Origin of the sequence: Streptomyces beigongshangae (genome assembly GCF_019710745.1) — a bacterium.
Taxonomy (GTDB): Bacteria; Actinomycetota; Actinomycetes; order Streptomycetales; family Streptomycetaceae; genus Streptomyces; species Streptomyces beigongshangae.
The window spans coordinates 51285-71484 of record NZ_JAHKJW010000022.1 but is presented as its reverse complement, the minus strand read 5'-3'; the positions used below and the strand labels follow the sequence as shown (position 1 = coordinate 71484).

The 20200-nt window shown below is 71.6% G+C and carries 15 protein-coding genes and 1 pseudogene; 2 read left to right on the top strand and 14 right to left on the bottom strand.

The annotated features are described in order from the left end of the window. Nucleotides 1–146: 146 nt before the first annotated feature. Nucleotides 147–320, top strand: a pseudogene (locus KM933_RS40825) (hypothetical protein); the annotation flags it as partial. A gap of 37 nt (nt 321–357) precedes the next feature. Here KM933_RS40825 and KM933_RS18935 read toward each other — a convergent pair. The 7 genes from KM933_RS18935 to KM933_RS18905 form a co-directional block, all read right to left on the bottom strand. After that, nucleotides 358–2493, bottom strand: coding sequence for a glycosyltransferase family 4 protein (locus KM933_RS18935; RefSeq protein WP_221353713.1), 2136 nt, complete (start codon nt 2491–2493; stop codon nt 358–360). Between the two features lie 552 nt (nt 2494–3045). After that, on the bottom strand, nt 3046–3486 hold the full coding sequence (locus tag KM933_RS18930; protein WP_221353711.1) for a hypothetical protein: 441 nt from the start codon (nt 3484–3486) through the stop codon (nt 3046–3048). 349 nt (nt 3487–3835) lie between these two features. Then, entirely contained in the window at nt 3836–3979 is a 144-nt protein-coding gene (locus tag KM933_RS18925; protein WP_221353709.1) for a hypothetical protein, read from the bottom strand. Nucleotides 3980–4385: 406 nt separating this feature from the next. Next, a complete protein-coding gene (locus tag KM933_RS18920; protein ID WP_221353708.1) occupies nt 4386–4958 on the bottom strand; it encodes a dihydrofolate reductase family protein in 573 nt (190 codons plus the stop codon). A 109-nt stretch (nt 4959–5067) separates the two neighbouring features. Next, nucleotides 5068–7224 (bottom strand): NAD-dependent DNA ligase LigA, encoded by a 2157-nt coding sequence (ligA, locus tag KM933_RS18915; protein ID WP_221353706.1) that lies wholly within the window; start codon nt 7222–7224, stop codon nt 5068–5070. A gap of 70 nt (nt 7225–7294) precedes the next feature. Further along, on the bottom strand, nt 7295–8005 hold the full coding sequence (locus KM933_RS18910; RefSeq protein WP_221353704.1) for a hypothetical protein: 711 nt from the start codon (nt 8003–8005) through the stop codon (nt 7295–7297). Nucleotides 8006–8376: 371 nt separating this feature from the next. Next, nucleotides 8377–9591, bottom strand: a complete 1215-nt coding sequence (locus KM933_RS18905; protein WP_221353702.1) for an FAD-dependent oxidoreductase — start codon at nt 9589–9591, stop codon at nt 8377–8379. Between the two features lie 279 nt (nt 9592–9870). On the opposite strand from KM933_RS18905, the gene KM933_RS18900 reads away from it, so the two are divergent. Then, nucleotides 9871–11685 carry an ABC transporter ATP-binding protein gene (locus tag KM933_RS18900; RefSeq protein ID WP_221353700.1) on the top strand — a complete coding sequence of 605 codons (1815 nt, stop codon included), beginning with the start codon at nt 9871–9873 and terminating at the stop codon, nt 11683–11685. Between the two features lie 10 nt (nt 11686–11695). Here KM933_RS18900 and KM933_RS18895 read toward each other — a convergent pair whose 3' ends face one another. The 7 genes from KM933_RS18895 to KM933_RS18865 all read right to left on the bottom strand — a co-directional run bounded on the left by KM933_RS18895 (nt 11696) and on the right by KM933_RS18865 (nt 19901). Next, a complete protein-coding gene (locus KM933_RS18895; protein WP_221353698.1) occupies nt 11696–12784 on the bottom strand; it encodes a glutamate--cysteine ligase 2 in 1089 nt (362 codons plus the stop codon). A gap of 210 nt (nt 12785–12994) precedes the next feature. Then, a complete protein-coding gene (locus tag KM933_RS18890) occupies nt 12995–13786 on the bottom strand; it encodes an APH(3'') family aminoglycoside O-phosphotransferase (protein WP_221353820.1) in 792 nt (263 codons plus the stop codon). A gap of 230 nt (nt 13787–14016) precedes the next feature. Next, complete coding sequence (locus KM933_RS18885) at nt 14017–15048, bottom strand: ABC transporter permease (RefSeq protein WP_221353696.1); 1032 nt, start codon at nt 15046–15048, stop codon at nt 14017–14019. Continuing rightward, complete coding sequence (locus tag KM933_RS18880) at nt 15045–16007, bottom strand: ABC transporter permease (protein WP_221353694.1); 963 nt, start codon at nt 16005–16007, stop codon at nt 15045–15047. Before KM933_RS18880 ends, KM933_RS18885 begins: the two co-directional genes overlap by 4 nt. Next, complete coding sequence (locus tag KM933_RS18875; protein WP_221353692.1) at nt 16000–17580, bottom strand: sugar ABC transporter ATP-binding protein; 1581 nt, start codon at nt 17578–17580, stop codon at nt 16000–16002. Before KM933_RS18875 ends, KM933_RS18880 begins: the two co-directional genes overlap by 8 nt. Nucleotide 17581: 1 nt before the next feature. Further along, on the bottom strand, nt 17582–18673 hold the full coding sequence (locus KM933_RS18870) for an ABC transporter substrate-binding protein (protein ID WP_221353690.1): 1092 nt from the start codon (nt 18671–18673) through the stop codon (nt 17582–17584). Between the two features lie 214 nt (nt 18674–18887). Continuing rightward, nucleotides 18888–19901, bottom strand: a complete 1014-nt coding sequence (locus KM933_RS18865) for a LacI family DNA-binding transcriptional regulator (protein WP_221353688.1) — start codon at nt 19899–19901, stop codon at nt 18888–18890. Nucleotides 19902–20200 lie beyond the last annotated feature (299 nt).

The following is a 20200-nucleotide window of genomic DNA, read 5'->3' as shown; positions in this document are numbered from 1 at the left end:
GCCCGCCGCCGGGGCGCCGGCACCGGACCGGAGCGGGCGGCCCGCACCCGTCACGGGCCGTGTGACCTGCGGACGAGCGGGATTGTCAGTGCCCGCCCCTACGGTCCTTCCCATGGCACACCGGGTGCCGCACCGGGAGGGGGCCCATGGACCGGCAAGGAGACGTCCTGATCGTGGGACCGGCCGAGGGCGCGGTGCCGGAGCACGCGGCCGGCGCCGCGTCCGAACCGGACGACGGCCGCGGCAGGCTCGCCCTGGCGCCAGGCGAAGTCACCGCCCACGCCCATGCGGTGGTCGGTCCGGGACGGCTGATCCGCGAGGATGTCAGCCGGGTGGCGGCCTGCGGACGCGGCGGTGTCACGTGTCGGCTGCGGCGTCCCGGAGGCTCAGGGCGAGGTCGTTCGTCACCGTGAAGAAGGGTTTGGTGCGGGTGAGACCGCGGGTGGGGTGGGGCAGCCGGCTCGCGGGGACGGTGTCGGTCGTCTTGCGGTCGACGATGTCGCCGCCGATGCGACCGATGGGGATGGCGACGCCGGTCGCGGTGAGGCGCAGGCGCAGATCCCACAGGTCGTGGTCGGTGGTGCGTTCGGCGAGGGCGGAATCGTAGGGGAGGGAGAAGGTGAAGTGCCCGGTTCCGGGGTCGAGCCGGGTGACGGGGAGGACGAGGTCGTGGGCTTCGCTGTGGCGTGAGACAGCGACGACGGCGGCGGTGTCGGACAGGGTGGCGGAGCCGGGTGCCAGGACCTGGGCGGTGACGACGGCGTGGTCGGGGCCGACCACGAGGGTGGTGACCTCGGCGTGGGCGGGGCGGCACCAGCTGCGCAGTGCGAGGTACCCGTCGCTGGTGGTGTAGGGCAGCCGGGAGATGACCATGTTTCCGACGACGGCGGGCAGCCGCCCGACGCTTCGGGCTTGTTCGGCCAGTCGGCAGGTCAGGCGTATTCGGTTGTTGTCCGGGGCGCCGCGGGGAACGACATAGCAGTCCCAGCGGCCTTCCGGCAGATCGTGGCCGGCGGCGTCGAGAGTGACCGTGACGTCGTTCAGGTCGGAGGCGGTGGTCCCCTCGGGAAGGGGGAGCCGGATCTTGCGTCCCTTGGGGTCGCGGCGCAGCCGGACCAGGAAGTCGAGGGGTCCCGGTGGCAGTGTCGCGGCGTCCAGGCGAACGCTGATGGACCCGTCGGCGCGGGTGCGGGCTGCGGCGACCGGGCGGAACACGGGCGTTTCCCGGGCCGCCGGAGTCTTCGCGGGCGGCTGGGTGCGCGGCGCGGGTATCGCGGAGCGCACCCGCGACCACAGCGAACCGAGATTGCCCCGGCCCCGGCCGGCGGGCAGTCGTGCGGCCTGGAGCTGGTCGATGAGCGTCTCGTAGCGGCGGGCGATCGCCGGTGGAGCGAAGACGGCGGCCCGCTCACGGGCCGCGGGCCCCAGGCGGCGGCGCAACTCGGTATCGCTCATGAGGCGTTCGAGTGCGCCGGCGTAGCCGCTGACACCGTCCTCCAGAGGTACGAGGATGCCGTTGGCGTCGTGCTGGATGATCTCGGCGGGACCGTGCGGGCAATCCGTGGCGATCACCGGGACGCCGCAGTGCATGGCCTCGACGATGGTCATGCCGAACGATTCCATGTCGGAGGAGACAGCGGCGATGGCGCCTTTGGCCCACTCGGTCTCGAGGGGGGAGACCGGGCCCATGAGGAACACGCGGTCGTACAGGCCCAGTTCGTCGATCCGGGCGCGCAGTGCCTTCTTCTCGGCGCCACGGCCGTAGATGCGTAGCGTCCACTCGGGGTGGGCGGCGGCGACCTCGGCGAAGGCGTTGATGAGACGGTCGTAACGCTTGACGGACACCAAACGGCCGGCGGCGACGATCACGTTCGAGTCGAGCGAGGAGACTTCCACGTCAGGGGTGGGCACCGCGTTGGGGATGCACAAGATGTGGGTTCCCACATCCGTCAGCGTGCTCCGGTACTGGGCCGCGTCGGCCTCGGAGACGGTCACGAAGGCGTCGAGTCCGGCGACGGCCCGGTTCTGGTGTCCACGCAGAGTGGGATTGTGGGCGTCCAGGCTCAGGTGTTCCTGGCCGATGCGCACATAGCGGGCCTGGCCGTCGCGGGCAAGGTAGCCGTTGAGGTCGGGGCGGGTGGCTATGACGACATCGGCGTCCGTCTCGCGCAGCCAGGCGCCGATGCGCTCGTCCTGGAGGGCCGAGTAGGGCAGACGGGCGGAGTTCGCGGCGGCGCCGGTGTCGGGGAACATCGTGCACGGCTGCTGGGTGAGCGGATGCCTGCCCTCGTAGGAGGGAGAGTCCTCCCGCATGTCGATCAGCGAGGTCAGCGTGACCCGCGGGTCCAGCGGGATCGCGACCTCGTCCTGCACCCGGTGCACACTGACGACTTCCACCTGGTGACGGGCGGTCAGCGCACGGGAGAGATTGGCGGTGGCCCGAATCGTGCCGCCGATGCCGTAGGCGTTGTTGATCAGTAGCGCGATCTTCACGACTCTCTCTTTCTGACCACGCCGAATCGGCAGGCAGGTACGCCGTCCGTAGCCGGGTGGGCTGCGCGGCGACACGGGAAACTGGCCTGGACCGGAAAAGATCTTACATCCGGTACATAGTATCCGCACAGGTCACCCATGTTCGAACAGGCCCGATCCCTGGCGGACATGTTGTGGTGGGGTACGGGCCGGGTGCGATCCGCGTCGGCGGCGTGGTGGCCGGTCGCCGTGGTGCCGGACTCCCGGCGGCAGGAACTTGGAGTGGGTGAGCCGGCGGCTGTTGGCCGGATCGAGGTGTGGGACTTCACGCCCCCGGTCGGGGGGATCCTGCGCGGTACGGACGACCCGGTGCGCCAGGGCGGGGTCCCGGACGTGGCGATCTCCAACGCCCCGTCCGGCAGGTGTCACGCATGCAGGCCATCGCCGCCCTGCGCGGCCGGCCGCCGCTGGTCGTGGTCCCGTCCCACCGCCGGCGGGGCCGCCCGCACACCGAAGGGCCCCCGGAGCGGGAGCTCCGGGGGCCCTTCGGCAGGTGCCTCGCGGCGTTCTGTCTCAGAGACGGCCGCCGCTGAGACGGGAGAGCGGCCCGCGCTGACGCAGACCGGCACGGCGGCCCACCGCGTAGGAGCAGAGGACCACGGTCGCGGTCCCCGCACCGGCGGCGGCTGCCAGAACCTTCCTGGCCTTGAAGAGGGTCCAGACCAGACCGGCCTTTCCGGCCGTCTGCTGGGCGGCCGTCGAAACGGTGCCCTGCACCGTCCTGGCCGTCTCCTTGGCCTTCTGCGACGCGGTTCCGCCGAGGTTCACCAGGGCTTCCCTGCTGCCGCGGCCGACGGCCCCGGCGGCGTCCCCGGCGTTCTTCACGGCCTCGGTGGCGGCCTTCTGTGACTCCTTGGCCGGCGTTGCGGCACCTTCGGTCACGGTGGTCTTCGCCGCCCGCGCATGCGCGGTGGGCGACTGTCCGTTCGTGGTTTTGTTGTTCGCTCCAGCCATGAACTCCGTATTACCGGCTCGGCGTTCGGCAAACAGGGGTTGTGTCCCACGACTTCGCACCGACCCCGTGTCGGGCTCCCGCCGACGTGTCATTCGCGGGTCCGAAAAGCTGATAAGCTCGATCTTGAGAGCGCGGCCGAAGGGCCGGTTCCTCCCGCGTCGGTGGTCCAAGGAAAGACGCCCCGCTTCCTGCGGGGAAATGCAGGTGCAAGGCCTGCCCGGCGCTCCATGAAGACCCCGTCCGCATCATGCGGACGGGGTCTTCGCGTTGCGCTGCGGAAGCGGGGCGTCATGTGTTCGCGGGAGGCCGGCGGAAACTGGAACCGCGAAAGGACGCCGCTCGGCCGGTTCAGCGCTTGCGCAGCTTGCCCAGCAGCCGTTGTGCCTGGGCCCGGCGGCGCGGATCGGCGGAAGCGCGGCGCGCCTGCTCGATGCTGCGCCGGCCCTGAGGGCTGGAGGCGAACTGCTTGATCTTGTTCATGATGCCTGCCATGACTCTTCTCCTGTGACGAGGACGGTCGTGCGGTCCGTGCACGACTTCGTGTACCCCGCTACGGCAGGACGACAACGGCATACCGGTCCCGTCGTGACCGGGCCGCGTGTCGTGCCCGCGTACGGGAAAGCCCCGACTGGACGGGGGAGACCAGCCGGGGCGGTACGGGGTGGGCTGCGGAGGGCGGTCGCCTCTCGGCGGAGGGCTCCATGGGGCTTCAGCCGAACGATCTTCCCCATGGGCTATGGGTGAGGCCCGGGGACACTGTCCCCTCCGCAGCCACGTAGGGATCAACGGCCGGCCACCGGGTCTTGTTCCGCAGCCGGCCCCGTACGGGGTGTGAACTGGAGCACTCTCCTCCGAGGGCCGGGCGCCGGTACTGCTCAGCCGGTACCGCTCAGCGGACTCAGCGGACGACGTCGAAGACGTTCTTCTGCAGACCGTTGGCGTACGCCTCGTGCTCGACGAGCCGCAGCTTCTGGGTGTCCTTGTCCGTGTCGCTGAAGAGGCGCTTGCCCGCGCCCAGCAGGAGCGGGAAGACCAGCAGGTGGTAGCGGTCGATCAGGCCGGCGTCCGACAGGCTCCGGTTGAGGGCGGCGCTGCCGTGGACGATGATCGGGCCGCCCTCGGTCCCCTTCAACGCGGCGACCTCGTCGAGCGACCGCAGGACCGTGGTCGGTCCCCAGTCCGACACCAGGGCGTCCTCGGTGAGGGTGGTGGAGACGACGTACTTCGGCATCACCTTGTAGCCGGAGAACTCCTCCATGCCGGGCCAGACCGCACTGAACGCCTGGTAGCTGGACCGGCCCAGCAGCATCGCGGCGGCTTCCCGCTGCTCCCGGTCCTTGATCTCGTAGGCATCCGGGAGGAACTCCACGTCCTTGAAGGTCCAGCCGGAGTTCCGGTAGCCGGGCTCACCCCCCGGTGCCTCCACGACACCGTCGAGCGAGACGAAGGCGGTGCTGATCAGAGTGCGCATCGAAGGTCTCCCCATTGTTCTGTGCGTCGTCCTGTGCGTCGACTCGGGCGGTACGCCCGTTCCCACTGTTCGACTGCCGGTCCCGGCGGAACTCATCGGCCGGAGGGATTCAGGAAACGGGCTGTCCGAGGTGATCGGCGACGAGGGCGGCGAACTCGTCCGGGGTGGCCAGACGGACGCCGAGGCTCTCGGCCCTGGCGCGCTTGGATCCGGCGCCTTCCCCCGCCACCACCAGGGCGGTCTTCTTGGAGACACTGGAGGAGGAGCGGCCTCCCGCGCGCTCGATCAGTTCGTTCATCTCGTTGCGGCCGAGTCTTTCCAGCGCACCGGTCATCGCCCCGGTCACGACCACGGTCATCCCGGCCAGCGGCCCGCCCGCCGGTTCCTGCCCCTCCGCGCTCCCCGCGCTCTGCGTGCCCTTCGCGCCCTGCATGTCCTGCGAGCCTTCCGAGGCGCCGGTGGGGCCGTCGGCGGCTGCCGGGTCCGGCGGAGTGGCGCCGGGTTCCGTCATGTTCACCCCGGCGGCGACGAGCCTGTCGATGAGCGGGGCCAGTTCGGCGAGTTCGGCGACGATGGACGGGGCCTTCTCGGTTCCGATGCCGTCCACCTGCTGCATCGCCGTGCTGTCGGCCGCACGGACGTGATCCATGGTGGCGAAGTGACGGGCGATGCGGCGGGACATCGACCGGCCCGTGCCCCGGACACCCAGTGCGCACAGGACCCGCGACAACGGCCGCCCCTTGGCCGTGCCGAGCGCCGCCAGGAGGTTGTCGGTGCTCGTCCCGCCCATCCGGTCCAGGGACAGGAGCTGGTCGCGGGTGAGCGTGAACAGGTCCGCGAGGTCGGTGACGAGGCCCGCCTCCACGAGCTGGACGACACGGGTGCGGCCGAGGCCCTCGACGTCGAGCTGGTCGCGGCCGGCGGCGTAGGAGAGGGAGGCGACCAGATGGCAGTTGCGGCCGTTCCCGCAGCGCCAGCGCTGCTCGCCGGTGTCGATGGCGCTCCCGCACCGCGGACACACCTCGGGGAAGACGATCCGCCGCTCGGCGCCGGTGCGCAGATGGGCGACGGGCGCTTCGACACGGGGGATGACGTCGCCGGCGCGGTGCACCATGACGTGGTCGCCCAGGCGCAGGTCGCGCCGGGTGATGTCGGCCGGGTTGTGGAGGGTGGCGTACGTGATGGTGGCCCCGTCGATGACGACCGGTTCCAGTACGGCGCGCGGGGCGATGACGCCGGTACGGCCCACGTTCCACTCCACCTCAAGGAGCCGGGTGATCTTCTCCACCGCGGGCAGTTTGTAGGCGACGGCCCAGCGCGGCGCGCGCGACCCGGACCCGGCGGCCCGCTGGTCGGCGGCCAGGTCGGCCTTGACCACGATCCCGTCGATGCCGAAGGGCAGTGCGGCGCGCAGCGCGGCGATCTCCCGCACCCGGGCCAGGACCTGTTCCGCCGTCCCGGCGGTGGTGCCGGGCACGGCGGTGCCGGCGGTGGTGTTCACCCCGAGCTCGGCGGTCCGGACCATCGACGCGCTGTGGGGCAGTTCGCGCAGCCGCCCGGCGAGCTCGGGGTCCGTGTCCGGCAGGGGCAGCAGTCCGTACCCGAAGAACGTCATCGGCACCGTGTAGGCGCGCTCCCTCGCCCGCAGGGTGCCCGCGGAGGCGCCGCGCGGATTCGCGAACGGCTGGCCGCCGTGCGCGGTGCGGACCTCGTTGGCGTGCTCGAACTGGGCGGTGGTCATCAGTACTTCACCGCGCACCTCCACCGTGACGGGCTCCGTCAGGACCTCCGGCAGACCCTCGACCGTGCCGATCGCGTGCGAGACGTCCTCCCCGGCCGTCCCGTCCCCGCGGGTGATCAGACGCTCCAGCCGGCCACGGGTGTAGCGGGCGGCGACCGCCAGTCCGTCGAGCTTCGGCTCGACGCTGAAACGCTCCACCTCGTGGCCGACGCGCCGGGCCAGCGACGCGGTCCAGGCGGTGAACCCGTCGGGGGAGAACACGTTGTCCAGGCTGAGCATGGCCACCGTGTGCGGCACGTCGCCCTCCACGGCACCGCCCGCCACCTTCCCGGTCGGCGAGTCGGGCAGCACCTGGTCGGGATGCCCGTCCTCCCACGCGGTGATGGCGCGCACCAGCCGGTCGTAGGTGTCGTCGTCCATCGGCGAGGTACCGCCCGTGTAGTAGGCGGCCGACGCCTTCACGGCGTCCTCGACCGCTTGCGCGTAGGCGGGAGCGTCCACGATCGCTGCAACTGGTGTGGTCATGCGGTCATCCTGCCTGCCACCACTGACAACGGCCCCTGGCCCGGCGGCCGGCCGCGCCCGGCGCGGGTGGTCAGGCGGTCGTCGCCGCGGCGGGCTCGGCGGCCGGCCCGGTGGCGGCCGTGTAGAAGACCGACGTGCCCTGCTTGTTGCGGTGGGCGCTGCTCCGGGCGACCAGGTTCTCGAGGCTGGTGCGCACGACCGTGGTCCTGATGGTGCGGTCGGGGTGGGCGGCGGTGAGCGCCGTGGCGATCTCGGCGGCGGAGCGCGGTTCCTTCTGCTCTTCGAGGTGGGTGCGGATCAGGTCCACGAGGCTGGGCCGGGCGGGGATCCCTGGTGTCTTCGCCGCGGGCTTCCCACCGGTGTCCTTCCCACCGGTGTCCTTGCCGCCGGCGGACTTCTTGCCGGCCGTCCCCTTGTCGGAGGTCCCCTTGCCGGCAGCCTCCTTGGCGGCGCTGGTCTTCCTGGCGGCGGTGGTCTTCCTGGAGGTGGTGGTCTTCTTGGCGGGGGTCTTCTTCGCGGTCGCGGCGGGTGCCTTCTTCTGCTTCGGGACCGACGGCACGGCCGTGGCCGTCTCCGCGGCTGCGGGCCGCCCGCCACCGAGCGCCTCCCGCATGGTCACCAGGACCTTCCGGTCGTGCTGCAGGGCGAGCAACCGCTCCTGCAGGGACGCGATGTCCGCGGCGATACGCTCCTGCTCCTTGACGTTGCGTTCGAGGTCGCCCGTCACCTGCGCGACGTACTGCGAGGTGAGTTCGGTGGTGGAGGTCTGGTTCTCAGGCATGACTGGAGCCTTTCTCGATCCGACGGCACAGGTGCGGGAAGGAGGGACACGTCCCTGCACGCGTGGTGAGCGGAGTGCTGTCTGTCGGGGCTGATCCGTCCGAAGGACACAACTGCGCGCTTTGCGCCAGTGTAGAGATAGTACGCACGAGAGGAGCGGGATGTTCCCGGTGCGCGCCCAGTCGACTGTGACCGCTGCGTCGTCGCGGTCCGGACCGGCCGTCGAACTCCTGTTGCCCCTGCAACCCTTCCTTTGCGCTCATGGACGACATGAGTCACCCGTCACGGGCCGGGCGCTCCAGGTGCACCCGGGTGGACGGACAGCGGAAGTGGGTGAGTGCGCTGACGTACAAGGGAGTTGCGGCCGACGGCTCACCGGGTCCGCCGGTCCCCGGGGCCCGGCGCGCCGAACTCGGCCCACAGGTCGGCGTGCCACTCCAGGTGCCGGACGAGTTCGCCGTCGCCGAGGCGGGCGGCCGGCGCGGCGGATCCCCGGGCAGGAGGGGACGGCGGCCGGTGCGTGCCGCGGGAGATGCCGCCGCTGACGGTGACGTTCTCCTCCACGCGCGGCCGGCGCAGTGACTCGTACAGGGAGAGCGCGCTGTCGGTGCCGGGCGCGTCGCGCAATGCCTTCGCGAGGACGACGGCGTCCTCCAGCGCCATCGACGCCCCCTGCCCGGTCGCGGGGGAGGCGGCGTGGGCGGCGTCACCGATGGTCAGGGTGCGGCCGGAGCGCCAGGGTGTGCCCGTCGGCACCTCGGTGGCGTTGGTGACCATGACACGGTCGGTGGTGGCCGTGACGATGTCCGCGGCGGGTGTGGTGTCCGCGCGCAGCAGCGGCAGGAGCAGCCCGCGCCAGTGGGCGGGCGTGCCGTGGCCGATCTCGTCGGCGGTCAGGGGCTCACCGGCGACCCGGGCGAACCAGTACGTCCCCCCGTCCGGCGACACCGCGTAGCCGAAGGCGGCCGCGCTGCCCCGCACCATGGTGATGCACTCGCTGTCGCCGGCGTCCGTCCCGGCCGGGACCGGGGCGTCGGTGAAGCCGTAGAAGACGCGCTGCCCCGCGTACCGGGGCTCCACGCCGGGGGCGGTCCCCCGCCGTACGACGGAGTTCAGGCCGTCGGCGCCGACGAGGAGGTCACCCGTCGCGGTACTGCCGTCGGTGAAGTGCACGGTGACCCCGTCGGGGGTGTCCCGGACGGACGCGAGGCGGGCTCCGTGCCGGATGCCGATGCCCCGGCGGGCGGCCTCCGCCTGGAGGGCGGCGGCCAGGTCGCCGCGGGGCAGGCAGCGGTAGCGCAGGAGCGGGTCGGCGGCCTCGCCGAGCGGTACGCGGGCCACCTCCGCACCCGAGCCGTCGAGGACGCGCATCGAACGCAGCGGGAAGCCGACCGCCGTGACCGCGGCGGACGCGTCGAGCTGGGCGAGGGCCCGCATGCCGTTGCTCGCGAGGGTGAGGAACGCGCCGATGTCCCCGGCCGACTCGGGGTGCGCCTCGTGCACGGTGACGTCCGACCCCGCCCGGTGCAGGGCCAGCGCGGCGGCCGTACCGGCGATGCCGCCGCCGATGACCAGGATGTGCGCCATGTCGTGTCCCCACTCGCAGACGTACGGCCCGTCGCTCGCACGGGCACCGGACACCGGAAGAACGCCGGACCGCACGTCCGGGTTCCGCGCGGGTCCGTAAAACGCCGCGGGTCCGTAAAACGCTTGGACTCCCCGGTCCGCGGCGCGGGACCATGGACGTTCCGGCCCGCTCGTACGCACCCGGGGCAGCGGTGTGCGCCGCGTGGAGGGCTCCGCCACCGTGCCCGCTCCGGCAGGCACATGAGGATGACGGCCGCCGTACGACGACACGGGGTGGGAATGGGATCACCGCAGACACGCAGGGTCCAGCCGCGCAAGGGCGCGGTACTGCTCGCCCTCCGCCACTACGTACGGCAGCTGGTCCGGTTCCGGCTGTTCTCCGTCCCCGCGATGCTGCTGCCCGCGCTGGGCAACATCGGCGTCAACTACGTCGCGCCGCTGATCGTCGCGAAACTCGTCGGCAGGATCGCCGGCGACGGCGGCATCACCGTCGCCGGGGCCCTGCCCTACGTCCTCGGCTTCGCCGGCGTCCTGCTGCTCGCGGAGACGCTGTGGCGCCTGGGCCTGCACTGCCTGAACCGTCTGGGTGCCCGTGGCATCGAGAGCCTGTACCTGATCGGCATGGACGAGCTGTTCGCCAAGGACGCCGCCTTCTTCCACGACAACTTCGCCGGGTCGCTGACCAAGCGCGTACTGAGCTTCGCCTCCCGGTTCGAGGCGTTCGTCGACACTCTGGCGTTCCAGATCGTGGGCAGTCTCGTACCGCTGGTCTTCGGATCGGTGGTGCTCTGGCGCTACGAACCGCTGCTCGTCGTCGGACTGCTGACGATGATCGCGCTGACCGCGCTGTGCGTGGTGCCCCTCATCCGCCGCCGTCAGGCACTGGTCGACAAGCGTGAGGAGGCGATCGCGCGGGTGTCGGGCCACGTCGCCGACAGCCTGACGAACATGGACACGGTGCGGGCGTTCGCGGCCGAGGAGCGGGAGGCCGCCGAGCACCGCACCCGGGTCGCGGAGTCACGGCGGCTGATGCTGCTGTCCTGGGACTACGGCAACCTGCGCATCGACACCCTCATCGCACCCATGTCCGTCCTCACCAACGTGCTCGGCCTGCTGCTGGCGGTCGCGCTGGCCGGTGGCGGGCACGGGGTGGAGGCGGTGGTGGTCGCCTTCACGTACTACACGAACGCCACGCGGATCATGTTCGAGTTCAACCAGATCTACCGCCGTCTGGAGAGCTCGATGACGGAGGCCGCGCAGTTCACCGAACTGCTGCTGACGTCCCCGACCGTGCTGGACCCGGTACCGCCGGAACCCCTGCGCCCCCGGGCCGCCGACGTCCGCTTCGAGGGCGTGACCTTCGCCCACCAGGGAGCCGGTCCCCTCTTCCGGGGACTCGACCTGGAGGTGCCCAGCGGGACGAGGATCGGTCTCGTCGGCCGGTCCGGCGGCGGCAAGACGACCCTCGGCCGGCTGCTGCTGCGGATGACGGACCTGGACGCCGGGCGGATCCTGATCGGGGGACAGGACATCAGCAGGCTGCGCCAGAGCGACCTGCGCGGCCTCATCGCGTACGTGCCGCAGGACCCGGCGATGTTCCACCGCACGCTGCGGGACAACATCGCCTTCGCCCGGCCGGGCGCCACCGACGCGGAGATCCGCCGCGCGGCCGGCGTCGCGCACGTCACGGAGTTCGCCGACGCGTTGCCGGACGGCTTCGACACCATGGTGGGCGAGCGCGGTGTGAAGCTGTCCGGCGGACAGCGCCAGCGGGTCGCGCTCGCCAGGGCGGTCCTGCGCGACGCGCCGATCCTGCTGCTCGACGAGGCCACCAGCGCCCTGGACTCCGAGAGCGAACTCCTCGTCCAGGAGGCGCTGTGGAAGCTCATGGAGGGGCGGACGGCGCTCGTGGTGGCGCACCGGCTGAGTACGGTGGCCACCATGGACCGGCTCGTCGTCCTCGACCGCGGACGGATCGTCGAGCAGGGCACCCACCAGGAGCTGCTCGCCTCGGACGGTGCCTACGCGAAACTGTGGCAGCACCAGTCCGGAGGCTTTCTGGACGAGGGCCCCGCACCGGCCGGAGCGCGCTGAACCCGGCGCCTCAGCTCTGGGTGCGCCGCACACACTCCGTGACCACGTCACCCAGGCTGCCGGTACGCTCCAGGATCTCGCGCTGGACACGGGCGCCGTTGCCGTGGCGCAGCAGTTCCGCGGCGGCCTTGTGCACGCGGTCGGTGTCCCCGCTGTCGTCCAGCGCCGGGCCGACGTGCTCCAGGAGGGCCTGTACCACGTCCCCGGCCGGCGCCGGGGTCATGGACAGGGGGTGCAGGAGGTCGTCCTCCAGTCCCGACCGGGCGGCCCGCCAGGAGGCCAGGCGCAGCAGGTCCACGGTGTGTCCCGCCGGGGCGACCCCCTCGCGCCACTCGCGCGCCGCCGTCTCGACGAGACCACGGGTGAGGGTGGCGAGCAGGGTGGCGGTGCTCGCCTCCAGGCAGACGTCCGAGACGCGGATCTCGACCGTGGGGTACCGCTCGGCGATCCGCGCGTCGAAGTACACCATGCCCCTGTCCCGCAGCACGCCGGTGGCCACCATGTCGTCGACCCGCCGGTGGTAGGCGTCGGCCGAACCGAAGAGCTCGGTGGGGCCGGCCATCGGCCAGCGCACCCACACCCGGCTGCGGTAACTGCTGTAGAGGCTGTCCTTGCCCTGCCAGAAGGGTGAGTTGGCGCTGAGGGCCGTCAGCACGGACAGCCAGGGGCGGATCCGGTCGAGCACCGCGGCGCCCTCGTCGTCGGACTCGACCGACACGTGGATGTGGCAGCCGCAGACGAGCTGCTCCAGGGTCGGCAGACCGAACTCCTGGGCCATCCACTGGTACCGGGAGTTCATGCTGACCGACGGCCTGACCGGCAGCGGTGACGTGGCGAGCGCCACGACGGTGGTCCCGATCTCCCCCGCGACGCGCGCGGCCTCCTTGCGGCAGCGGACGATCTCCGCGCCGAGCTCGGTCATGTCCGCCTGCGGATGGGTGGCGAACTCCAGCTGCTGGTTGTGCAGCTCCTTCTCGAACGTCTCCTCCGACGGGTCGTCCCTGGCGGCACGGGCGAGTACCGCGGCGGACAGGGCCTGGGGCTCTCCGGTCTCGGGATCGACCAGGAGGAGTTCTTCTTCCACACCCACGGTACGCACGTGACAAAGCCTCTCGTACAGGTCGTTGCGGGCAACGACAGGAAGATACCGGGGAGGCGGAGGCCGACCGCTCCTCCGGGGACCGCGTCCGTGCTGCGGCCGTCCGGCCCCGTCGGCCTTCGCGGCCTGCGGTCCGTCCTCCCGGAATGCACATGCCCTGGAACGGGGGGTGGACACCCGGTGGGTTTTTCACCACCGGCAGGTGTCCGCTCAGCCCCAGGTGAGAGGGTCGAGGTGCAGATAGAACCGCAGGCGCTCGTGGTCGAGGACGGTGCCGTACCGGCGGGCGAACGCCTCGTCCGCGGCACTCGCCCGCCGTTCGTCGGCCCAGGTCTCCCTGGCGTTGGCGAGCAGGAGGGAGATGTCGGCACAGGGATCGGCCCGTCCCAGGCGCCCGAGGTCGACGAAGCCCGCGACGGTCAGGGTGTCCGGATCGAGGACGATGTTGGGCAGGCACAGGTCCCCGTGGCAGACGACCGTCTCCGCGGCCTCCTGCGCCAGCCGGTGCCCGAGCTGCGGTACGAGACGCCCGAGCAGCTCGTCGGGAGGTGTCCGCCGCTGGTCGTCGGGGAGGAAGTCGGGGTTCACCGCACCGCGTGCGACGACCTCGCGGGCCGTGGCGAACATCGTGGTGAGGTCTCGGGTGAAGGGGCACCGCCGCGGTGGCAGGTCGTGCAGCCGGCGCACGGCGTCCGCGATCGGCTCCCAGGCCGCCGCGAGGTCCGGTGCCGGGACACGGTCGGCGGGGACCCCGCGGACCGCGTCGGTCACCAGTACGGCACCGTCGGCGCCGGCGTGCCAGTCGAGGACCCGTGGACCGGGTACGTCCTGTGCGGCGAGCCAGTCGACGCGGTCCCGCTCCGCCTCCAGCGCGGCGACGTGTCCGGCGGGGACGCACTTGGCGTACCGCGACCCGTCACCGGAACGCAGGACGACGGCACCGGACTCCCCGTCCGTGACGGGTTCCCAGACGCCGTCGTCCAGGTGTGCGTGCAGCAACATGCGGTGGACGGCCGATAATTCGCTCACGGCCGCCAACCTATCGAATCGGTGACCCACCGGATGGGTGACCCACCGGATCGGTGACCCACCAGGCCGGGAACCTGTCCGCTCGGGAACCTGTTCCGCCCGGGCGCGCGGGGATGTGCCGGTCGCCGGTCCCGTCGTCCGCGGCCTGCCGCCCCGTGGGAGCGGCGCCCGGGCGGCGTCCGCGCGCCGCCCGGGCAGAACCCTCACAGCACCCGTCGCCGGCGCCCCAGCCAGGTCTGCGCCACCACCACGACCGCCAGGAAGGCGCCGCTGACGACCTGCTGGTAGGCGGAGTCGAGCGAGCCGATCTGGTTGATGACGTTCTGGATCACCTTCAGCAGGAGCACGCCGACCAGAGCGCCGCTGACGAAGCCGAAGCCGCCGGAGAGCAGGGTGCCGCCGATGACGACCGCCGAGATGGCCTCCAGTTCCATGCCCGTCCCGAGGATCGTCACGCCCGACACCAGCCAGGCCGCGTTGAGCGCGCCCGCCAGACCGGCGCACAGGCCCGACAGGGCGTACACGGCGATCTTCGTACGGGCCACGGGGGCACCCATCAGGGCCGCCGCGTCCTCGTTGCCGCCGACCGCGTACACGTACTGCCCGAACCGGGTGCGCCGCAGCACGACGGCGCCCAGCACGAACAGCACCACCGTGATCCAGATCGGCACCCCGATGCCGAGCAGCGAGCCCTGCCCGAGCGTCGCGAAGAACGAGTCCTTGTCCACGAGGTACGTCCGCGACCCCTCGTCCGTGACCGCCAGCAGGATGCCGCGTGCCCCGAGCATGGCGGCGAGGGTGACGATGAAGGGGGCCAGCCCCGACCGGGCGATGAGCAGCCCGTTGACCACGCCGATCAGCCCGCACACCGCGAGCGGGAGCAGCAGGGCCACCACCGTGCCGTACTGGGAGCCCCAGGCCGCCAGCACTCCGCCGAGGGCGAAGAGCGAACCGACCGACAGGTCGATCCCGCCGGTGACGATGACGAACGTCATGCCGAGCGCCACCACGGCGAGGAACGCCGAGGACAGCGCCATGTTCTCCAGGTTGTCGCCGGTCAGGAAGGTGTCGAAGCTCAGCGACGCCGCCACCATCGCCACCACGAGGGTGACCAGGGCGCCGTGCTGCTGGGCCAGGGCACTGAAGCGCTCGCCGCGGCCCGGCCCGCCGTCCTGCTCGACGTCCTCGGGGACGACGGCCGGCTCCGTCCCGGCCTCCTTGGTTCCGGTGGTCATCGCTTCCCCCGTTCACGGGCCGCGTAGACGGCGGCGACGATCACCACGGCCTGGGCCATCTGCGTCCACGACGGCGGCAGGTCGTGTTTGATGAGCGTGGTGGTCAGCAGCTGGATCAGCACGGCCCCGGCGACGGTGCCGCCGATGCGGATGCGGCCCCCGGACAGGGGCGTGCCGCCGACGACCACGGCCGTGATCGCCGACAGTTCCATCAGGGTGCCCAGTGAGGTGGGGTCGCTGGCCGTCAGCCGGGCGGTGGCCAGGACGCCCGCGATCGCGGCCAGGGCGCCGGAGCACGCGTACACCACGACGAGGACCCGGCGGACCGGCAGGCCGGCCAGCCGGGCCGCGGGCCTGCTGTCGCCGATCGCGAGCAGCTGCCGCCCGAAGGTGGTGCGGCGCACCACGAAGGCCACGAGGAGCGCCAGGGCCGCGGCGATCAGGACGAGGTACGGCACGCCCAGCACGTCGCCGGAGCCGAGCGAGGCCATGCCCGGGTCGCGGACGTCCTCCAGTTGGGGGAGCAGCACGAGGGCCAGACCCCGTGCGGCGACCATGAGGGCGAGCGTGGCGACGATGGGCTGGACGCCCAGGAAGGCGATCAGCGACCCGTTCGCCAGCCCCACCGCGATGCCGCCCGCCACCGCCATGAGGGTGGCCGTCCACGGGCCGTAGCCGAGGTAGAGGGAGAGCAGCGAGGTGGACAGGGCCATCACCGAGCCCACCGCCAGGTCGACGCCCTCGGTGCCGATCGCCAGCGCCATGCCGAGCGCGACGACGAGCACCGGCGCGACCTGGACGGCCTGGGTGCGGAAGTTCTCCGTCGAGACGAAGTTCGAGGTGAAGACGAAGTTGAAGACGAGCAGGACGACCACGCCCGCGTAGACGCCGTACTCCTGGAGCAGGCGCAGCAGTCGTTCCCGGTCCACCTGGCCGCGGGTCAGCGTCAGGCTAGTCATGGGTGCTCCCGACGGATTCTGCGGATTGCGGGGATGCTGAAGGTGTCGAGGACGTCGAGGACGTCGAGGACGTCGAGGGCTCGGTGGCGATGGCCCGCATCAGCGCGTCCTCGGTGACGGCGTCGCCGGTCAGCTCGTCGACGACCGCGCCGTCCTTGAGGACGACGATCCGGTCGCTGCCCTCGATCAGTTCCTCGGTGTCGGAGGAGATCAGCAGCACGGCGAGTCCGTCGTCGGCGAGTTCGTCGATGAGTGCCTGCACCTCCGCCTTGGCGCCCACGTCGATGCCCCGGGTGGGCTCGTCGAGGAGCAGCACCTTCGGGTGCAGGGCGAGCCAGCGGGCCAGCAGCACCTTCTGCTGGTTGCCGCCGGAGAGTTCGCCGACCTTCTGGTGCGGGCCCGCGGACTTGATGCGCAGCCGCTTCACGAAGGTGTCGACGATCCGGTCGACGCGGGCGTTGTCCACCAGCCCGAACCGGGACAACCGGGGGAGCGCGGCGAGCGCGATGTTCTCCCGCACCGAGAGACCGGGCGAGATGCCCTCGGCCTTGCGGTCCTCCGGCAGCAGGCTGATGCCGGCGCGGATCGCGGCCGGGGTGGATCCGGCGCGCACGGGCACGCCGCCGACCGAGACCCGGCCCGCGTCCGTCGGCAGCGCTCCGGCGATCGCCTTGGCGGTCTCGCTGCGGCCCGAGCCGAGCAGCCCGCCGAGGCCCACGACCTCGCCCGGGCGGATGGTGAGAGACACGTCCCTCAGCTGATGGCGGATCGTCAGCCCCTCCGCCTGCAGTACCGGTTCGGCCGCCGCCCGGTGCGAGCCGCTGAACTTGGTCAGGCCCTCGCTGCGGACCTCGCCGATCTCGCGGCCCAGCATGAGCGAGACCAGCCGCAGGCGTTCGAGGTCGGCGAGCCGGCCGGTGTGCACCACACGGCCGTCGCGCAGCACCGTGACGGCGTCGCAGATCTCGTACAGCTCGTCCATGCGGTGGCTCACGTAGACCACGGCGATACCGCGCTCGCGCAGCATCCCGATCACGTCGAACAGGGTGCGCACCTCGCGCGGTTCGAGCGAGGAGGTGGGCTCATCCATGATCACGACACGCGCGTCGATGGCGACGGCACGCGCCAGGGCCACCATCTGCTGGGCGCCGACGCCGAGTTCGCGCAGCGGACGGCTCACGTCGACCCGGATGCCGAGCCCGTGCAGGGCCTCCTGCGCCTGCCGGTTCATGCGGCGGAAGTCGATCAGGCCCAGCCGGTTGCGGGGCTCGCGGCCGAGGAGGAGGTTGCGGGCCACGCTCATCAGCGGGACGAGGTTGACCTCCTGGTAGATGGTGGAGATACCCGCCTGCTGGGCCTGCAGGGGTGTGGTGAAGCGGACGGGCGTGCCGTCGTGGACGATCTCGCCCGCGTCCGGCTGGTAGACGCCGGTGAGCACCTTGATCAGGGTCGACTTGCCCGCGCCGTTCTCGCCGACGAGGGCGTGCACCTCCCCGGCGCGGGCGGTGAAGTCCACACCGGACAGCGCCTTCACGCCAGGGAAGAGCTTGGAGACGCCGGTGACGGAGAGCATCTCAGTAGGCCTTGCCGAGGTCCGACTCGGCGTTCGCCCCGGTGTACGCGCTGTCCTTGATGACGATGTCCTGCGCGACCTCCTCGCCCTTGGTGAAGGCGTCGAGCGTCTGGAAGGCGAGCGGCCCGAAGCGCGGGTTGGACTCGATGACACCGCTGATCCAGCCGTCCACGATGCCCTGGACGGCGTTGCGCGTGCCGTCGATGGTCACGATCTTCACGTCGCCCGGCTTCTTGCCCGCGCCCTTGAGGGCGTTGACGGCGCCGAGGCCCATCTCGTCGTTCTCGGCGTAGATGCCCTTGATGCCGGGCTTGGACTGGATGAGGTTCTCGGTGACCGACTGGCCCTTCTCGCGGGCGAACTCACCGGTCTGCTGGAACACCACCTCGAGCCCGGGTGCCTCCGCCTTGATCTGGTCCACGAAGCCCTTGGTGCGCTCGGTGGTGACGTTGTTGCCCGCCGCGCCGAGCAGGATGGCGATCTCGCCCTTGCCGCCCGTCGCCTCGATCATCTGGTCGGCGGCCCGCTTGCCCTGCTCCACGAAGTCGGAGCCGATGAAGCTCACGTAGTCCTTGCACGGCTCGGCGTTGATCTTGCGGTCCACCGTGACGATCGGGATGTGCTTGGCCGCCGCCGTCCGCAGGACCGGCTCCCAGCCGTCCGAGTTGAGCGGTGCGACGACCAGCACGTCGGCGCCCTTGGCGATGAGGTCCTGGACGTCGCTGATCTGCTTGGAGAACTGCGACTGGGCGTTGGCGGTGAGGAGCTTGATCCCGCGCTTCTTCGCCTCCGCCCTGATCGAGGCGGTCTCGGCGATCCGGAAGGGGTTGGCCTCCTTCTCGGACTGGGAGAACCCGACGGTGGCGTTCTTCAGGTCGAGCTTCTCGCCCCCGTACGTCTCCAGGGTGCAGGCGGGTCCGGCGTCGGCGCCCGGGGAGGAGACCTCCTGGCCGGCGTCGGCCTGCTGCCCGGTTGCCTTGTCGTCGGAGGAGTCCTCGGACTTGGTGCACCCGGTCAGCGCCAGGCCGGTGAGGAGGCCGGTGGCGAGGAGGGCGCGTACGGTGGTGCGGCGAGGAGATGCGATCGGCTTCATGGAAATCCCCAGACGGCGCGGCCCCGGAGCTGAGAACGCTCCCGGGTGGTTCGGCACTTTTTGTTCGGCACTTTGACGGTCTACGCGGCGTGCAACGTCTTTCAGGGCAGGTTTTTACATCGTTGGAGAGACGCTGTAAACCCCTCCGTCCGAAATCTCGACCGATTCCCCGGGTCCGTCTCGGGCCCGTCTCGGGTTCCTCCCGGGCCCGTCGTCAGCGGCGTCCCAGGGTGCTCTCCCGCTCCACCAGCCGGAACTCCGCCGTGAGCTCACGTCCGCCCGGGTCCTGCCGGCCCGACAGGCTGCGCAGCAGCGAGGCCACCGCGAGCCGGGCGATCGCCTGTTTGTCCGGCGCGATGGTGGTCAGCGAGACGGCTCCGAACCGGCTCTCGGCGATGTCGTCGAAGCCCACCACGGCGATGTCCCACGGCACCCTGAGCCCGCGCTCGTGCAGCACCCGCATGGCGCCGATGGCGATGAGGTCGTTGAAGGCGAAGACCGCGTCGGGACGCAGGCCGGCGTCCAGCAGCCGCGCCATGGCGCGGGCGCCGTCGTCCCTGTCCCAGCCGCCGACGGGCACGATCAGGTCCTCGTCCACCGGCAGGCCCGCGGCCGTCAGCTCCGCGCGCCAGCCGTCGAGACGCAGATGGGCGGGGCGGTTGGCGGAGTCGGTGCGGGTGCCGAGGTAGGCGATCCGGGTCCGGCCCCGGTCGAGCAGATGGCGCACCGCGGCCCGCGCGGCCGACACGTTGTCGATCGCGATGTGGTCGAACGGCAGACCGTACTCGCGCTCGCCGAGCAGCACCAGGGGCACGTCGCCGGCCCGGCCCTGCAGGTCCTCGGCCTCCAGCTCCAGCGGGCTGAGGATCAGTCCGTCGATCACCCGGGCCCGGAAGCCCTGGCTGACCAGCAGTTCCTGCTCGCGCTCCCCCCGCGTGTGATCGAGCAGGACCGTGAACTCGTGCTCGGCGGCGGCGTCGATCACCGCTCCCGCGAGCTCGGCGAAATAAGGATTGCCGAGCTCGGGGACGGCGAGCGCGATGATGCCCGTACGGCCCTTGCGCAGATGGCGCGCGGTGAGGTTCGGCCGGTAGCCGAGTTCGTCGATGGCCTCCTGGACCCGGGCCCGCATCGCCGGTGTGATGTGGGGGTAGTTGTTCACGACGTTGGAAACGGTCTTGATCGAGACGCCGGCCCGTTCGGCCACGTCCTTCAGGCTGACCCGCAAGGGATCTCCTCGGCATCGACGGGAACTCCGCGACCGGAGCTCGTTTTTCCCATGATTCCAGCACGGTGACGGGCGGCGCCCGCCCTGTCGCGGTGCGCAGCGTGTCCGCCCGGGGCCGCGGCTCCTTCCCGCTCCCGGCTCCGTCCCCGCTCCGTTCCTGCTCCGCCCCCGCTCCTCGCACGAGCCGGCGCCCGGACAGTCCGTGACCAGGGCTTTCGCCCGGCCTTCCGGCTCCGGCCGACGCTCCCGGCCCCCGGCGCGGGGGACTCCCGAAAGTCCGTACCGGACACCGCCGCCCG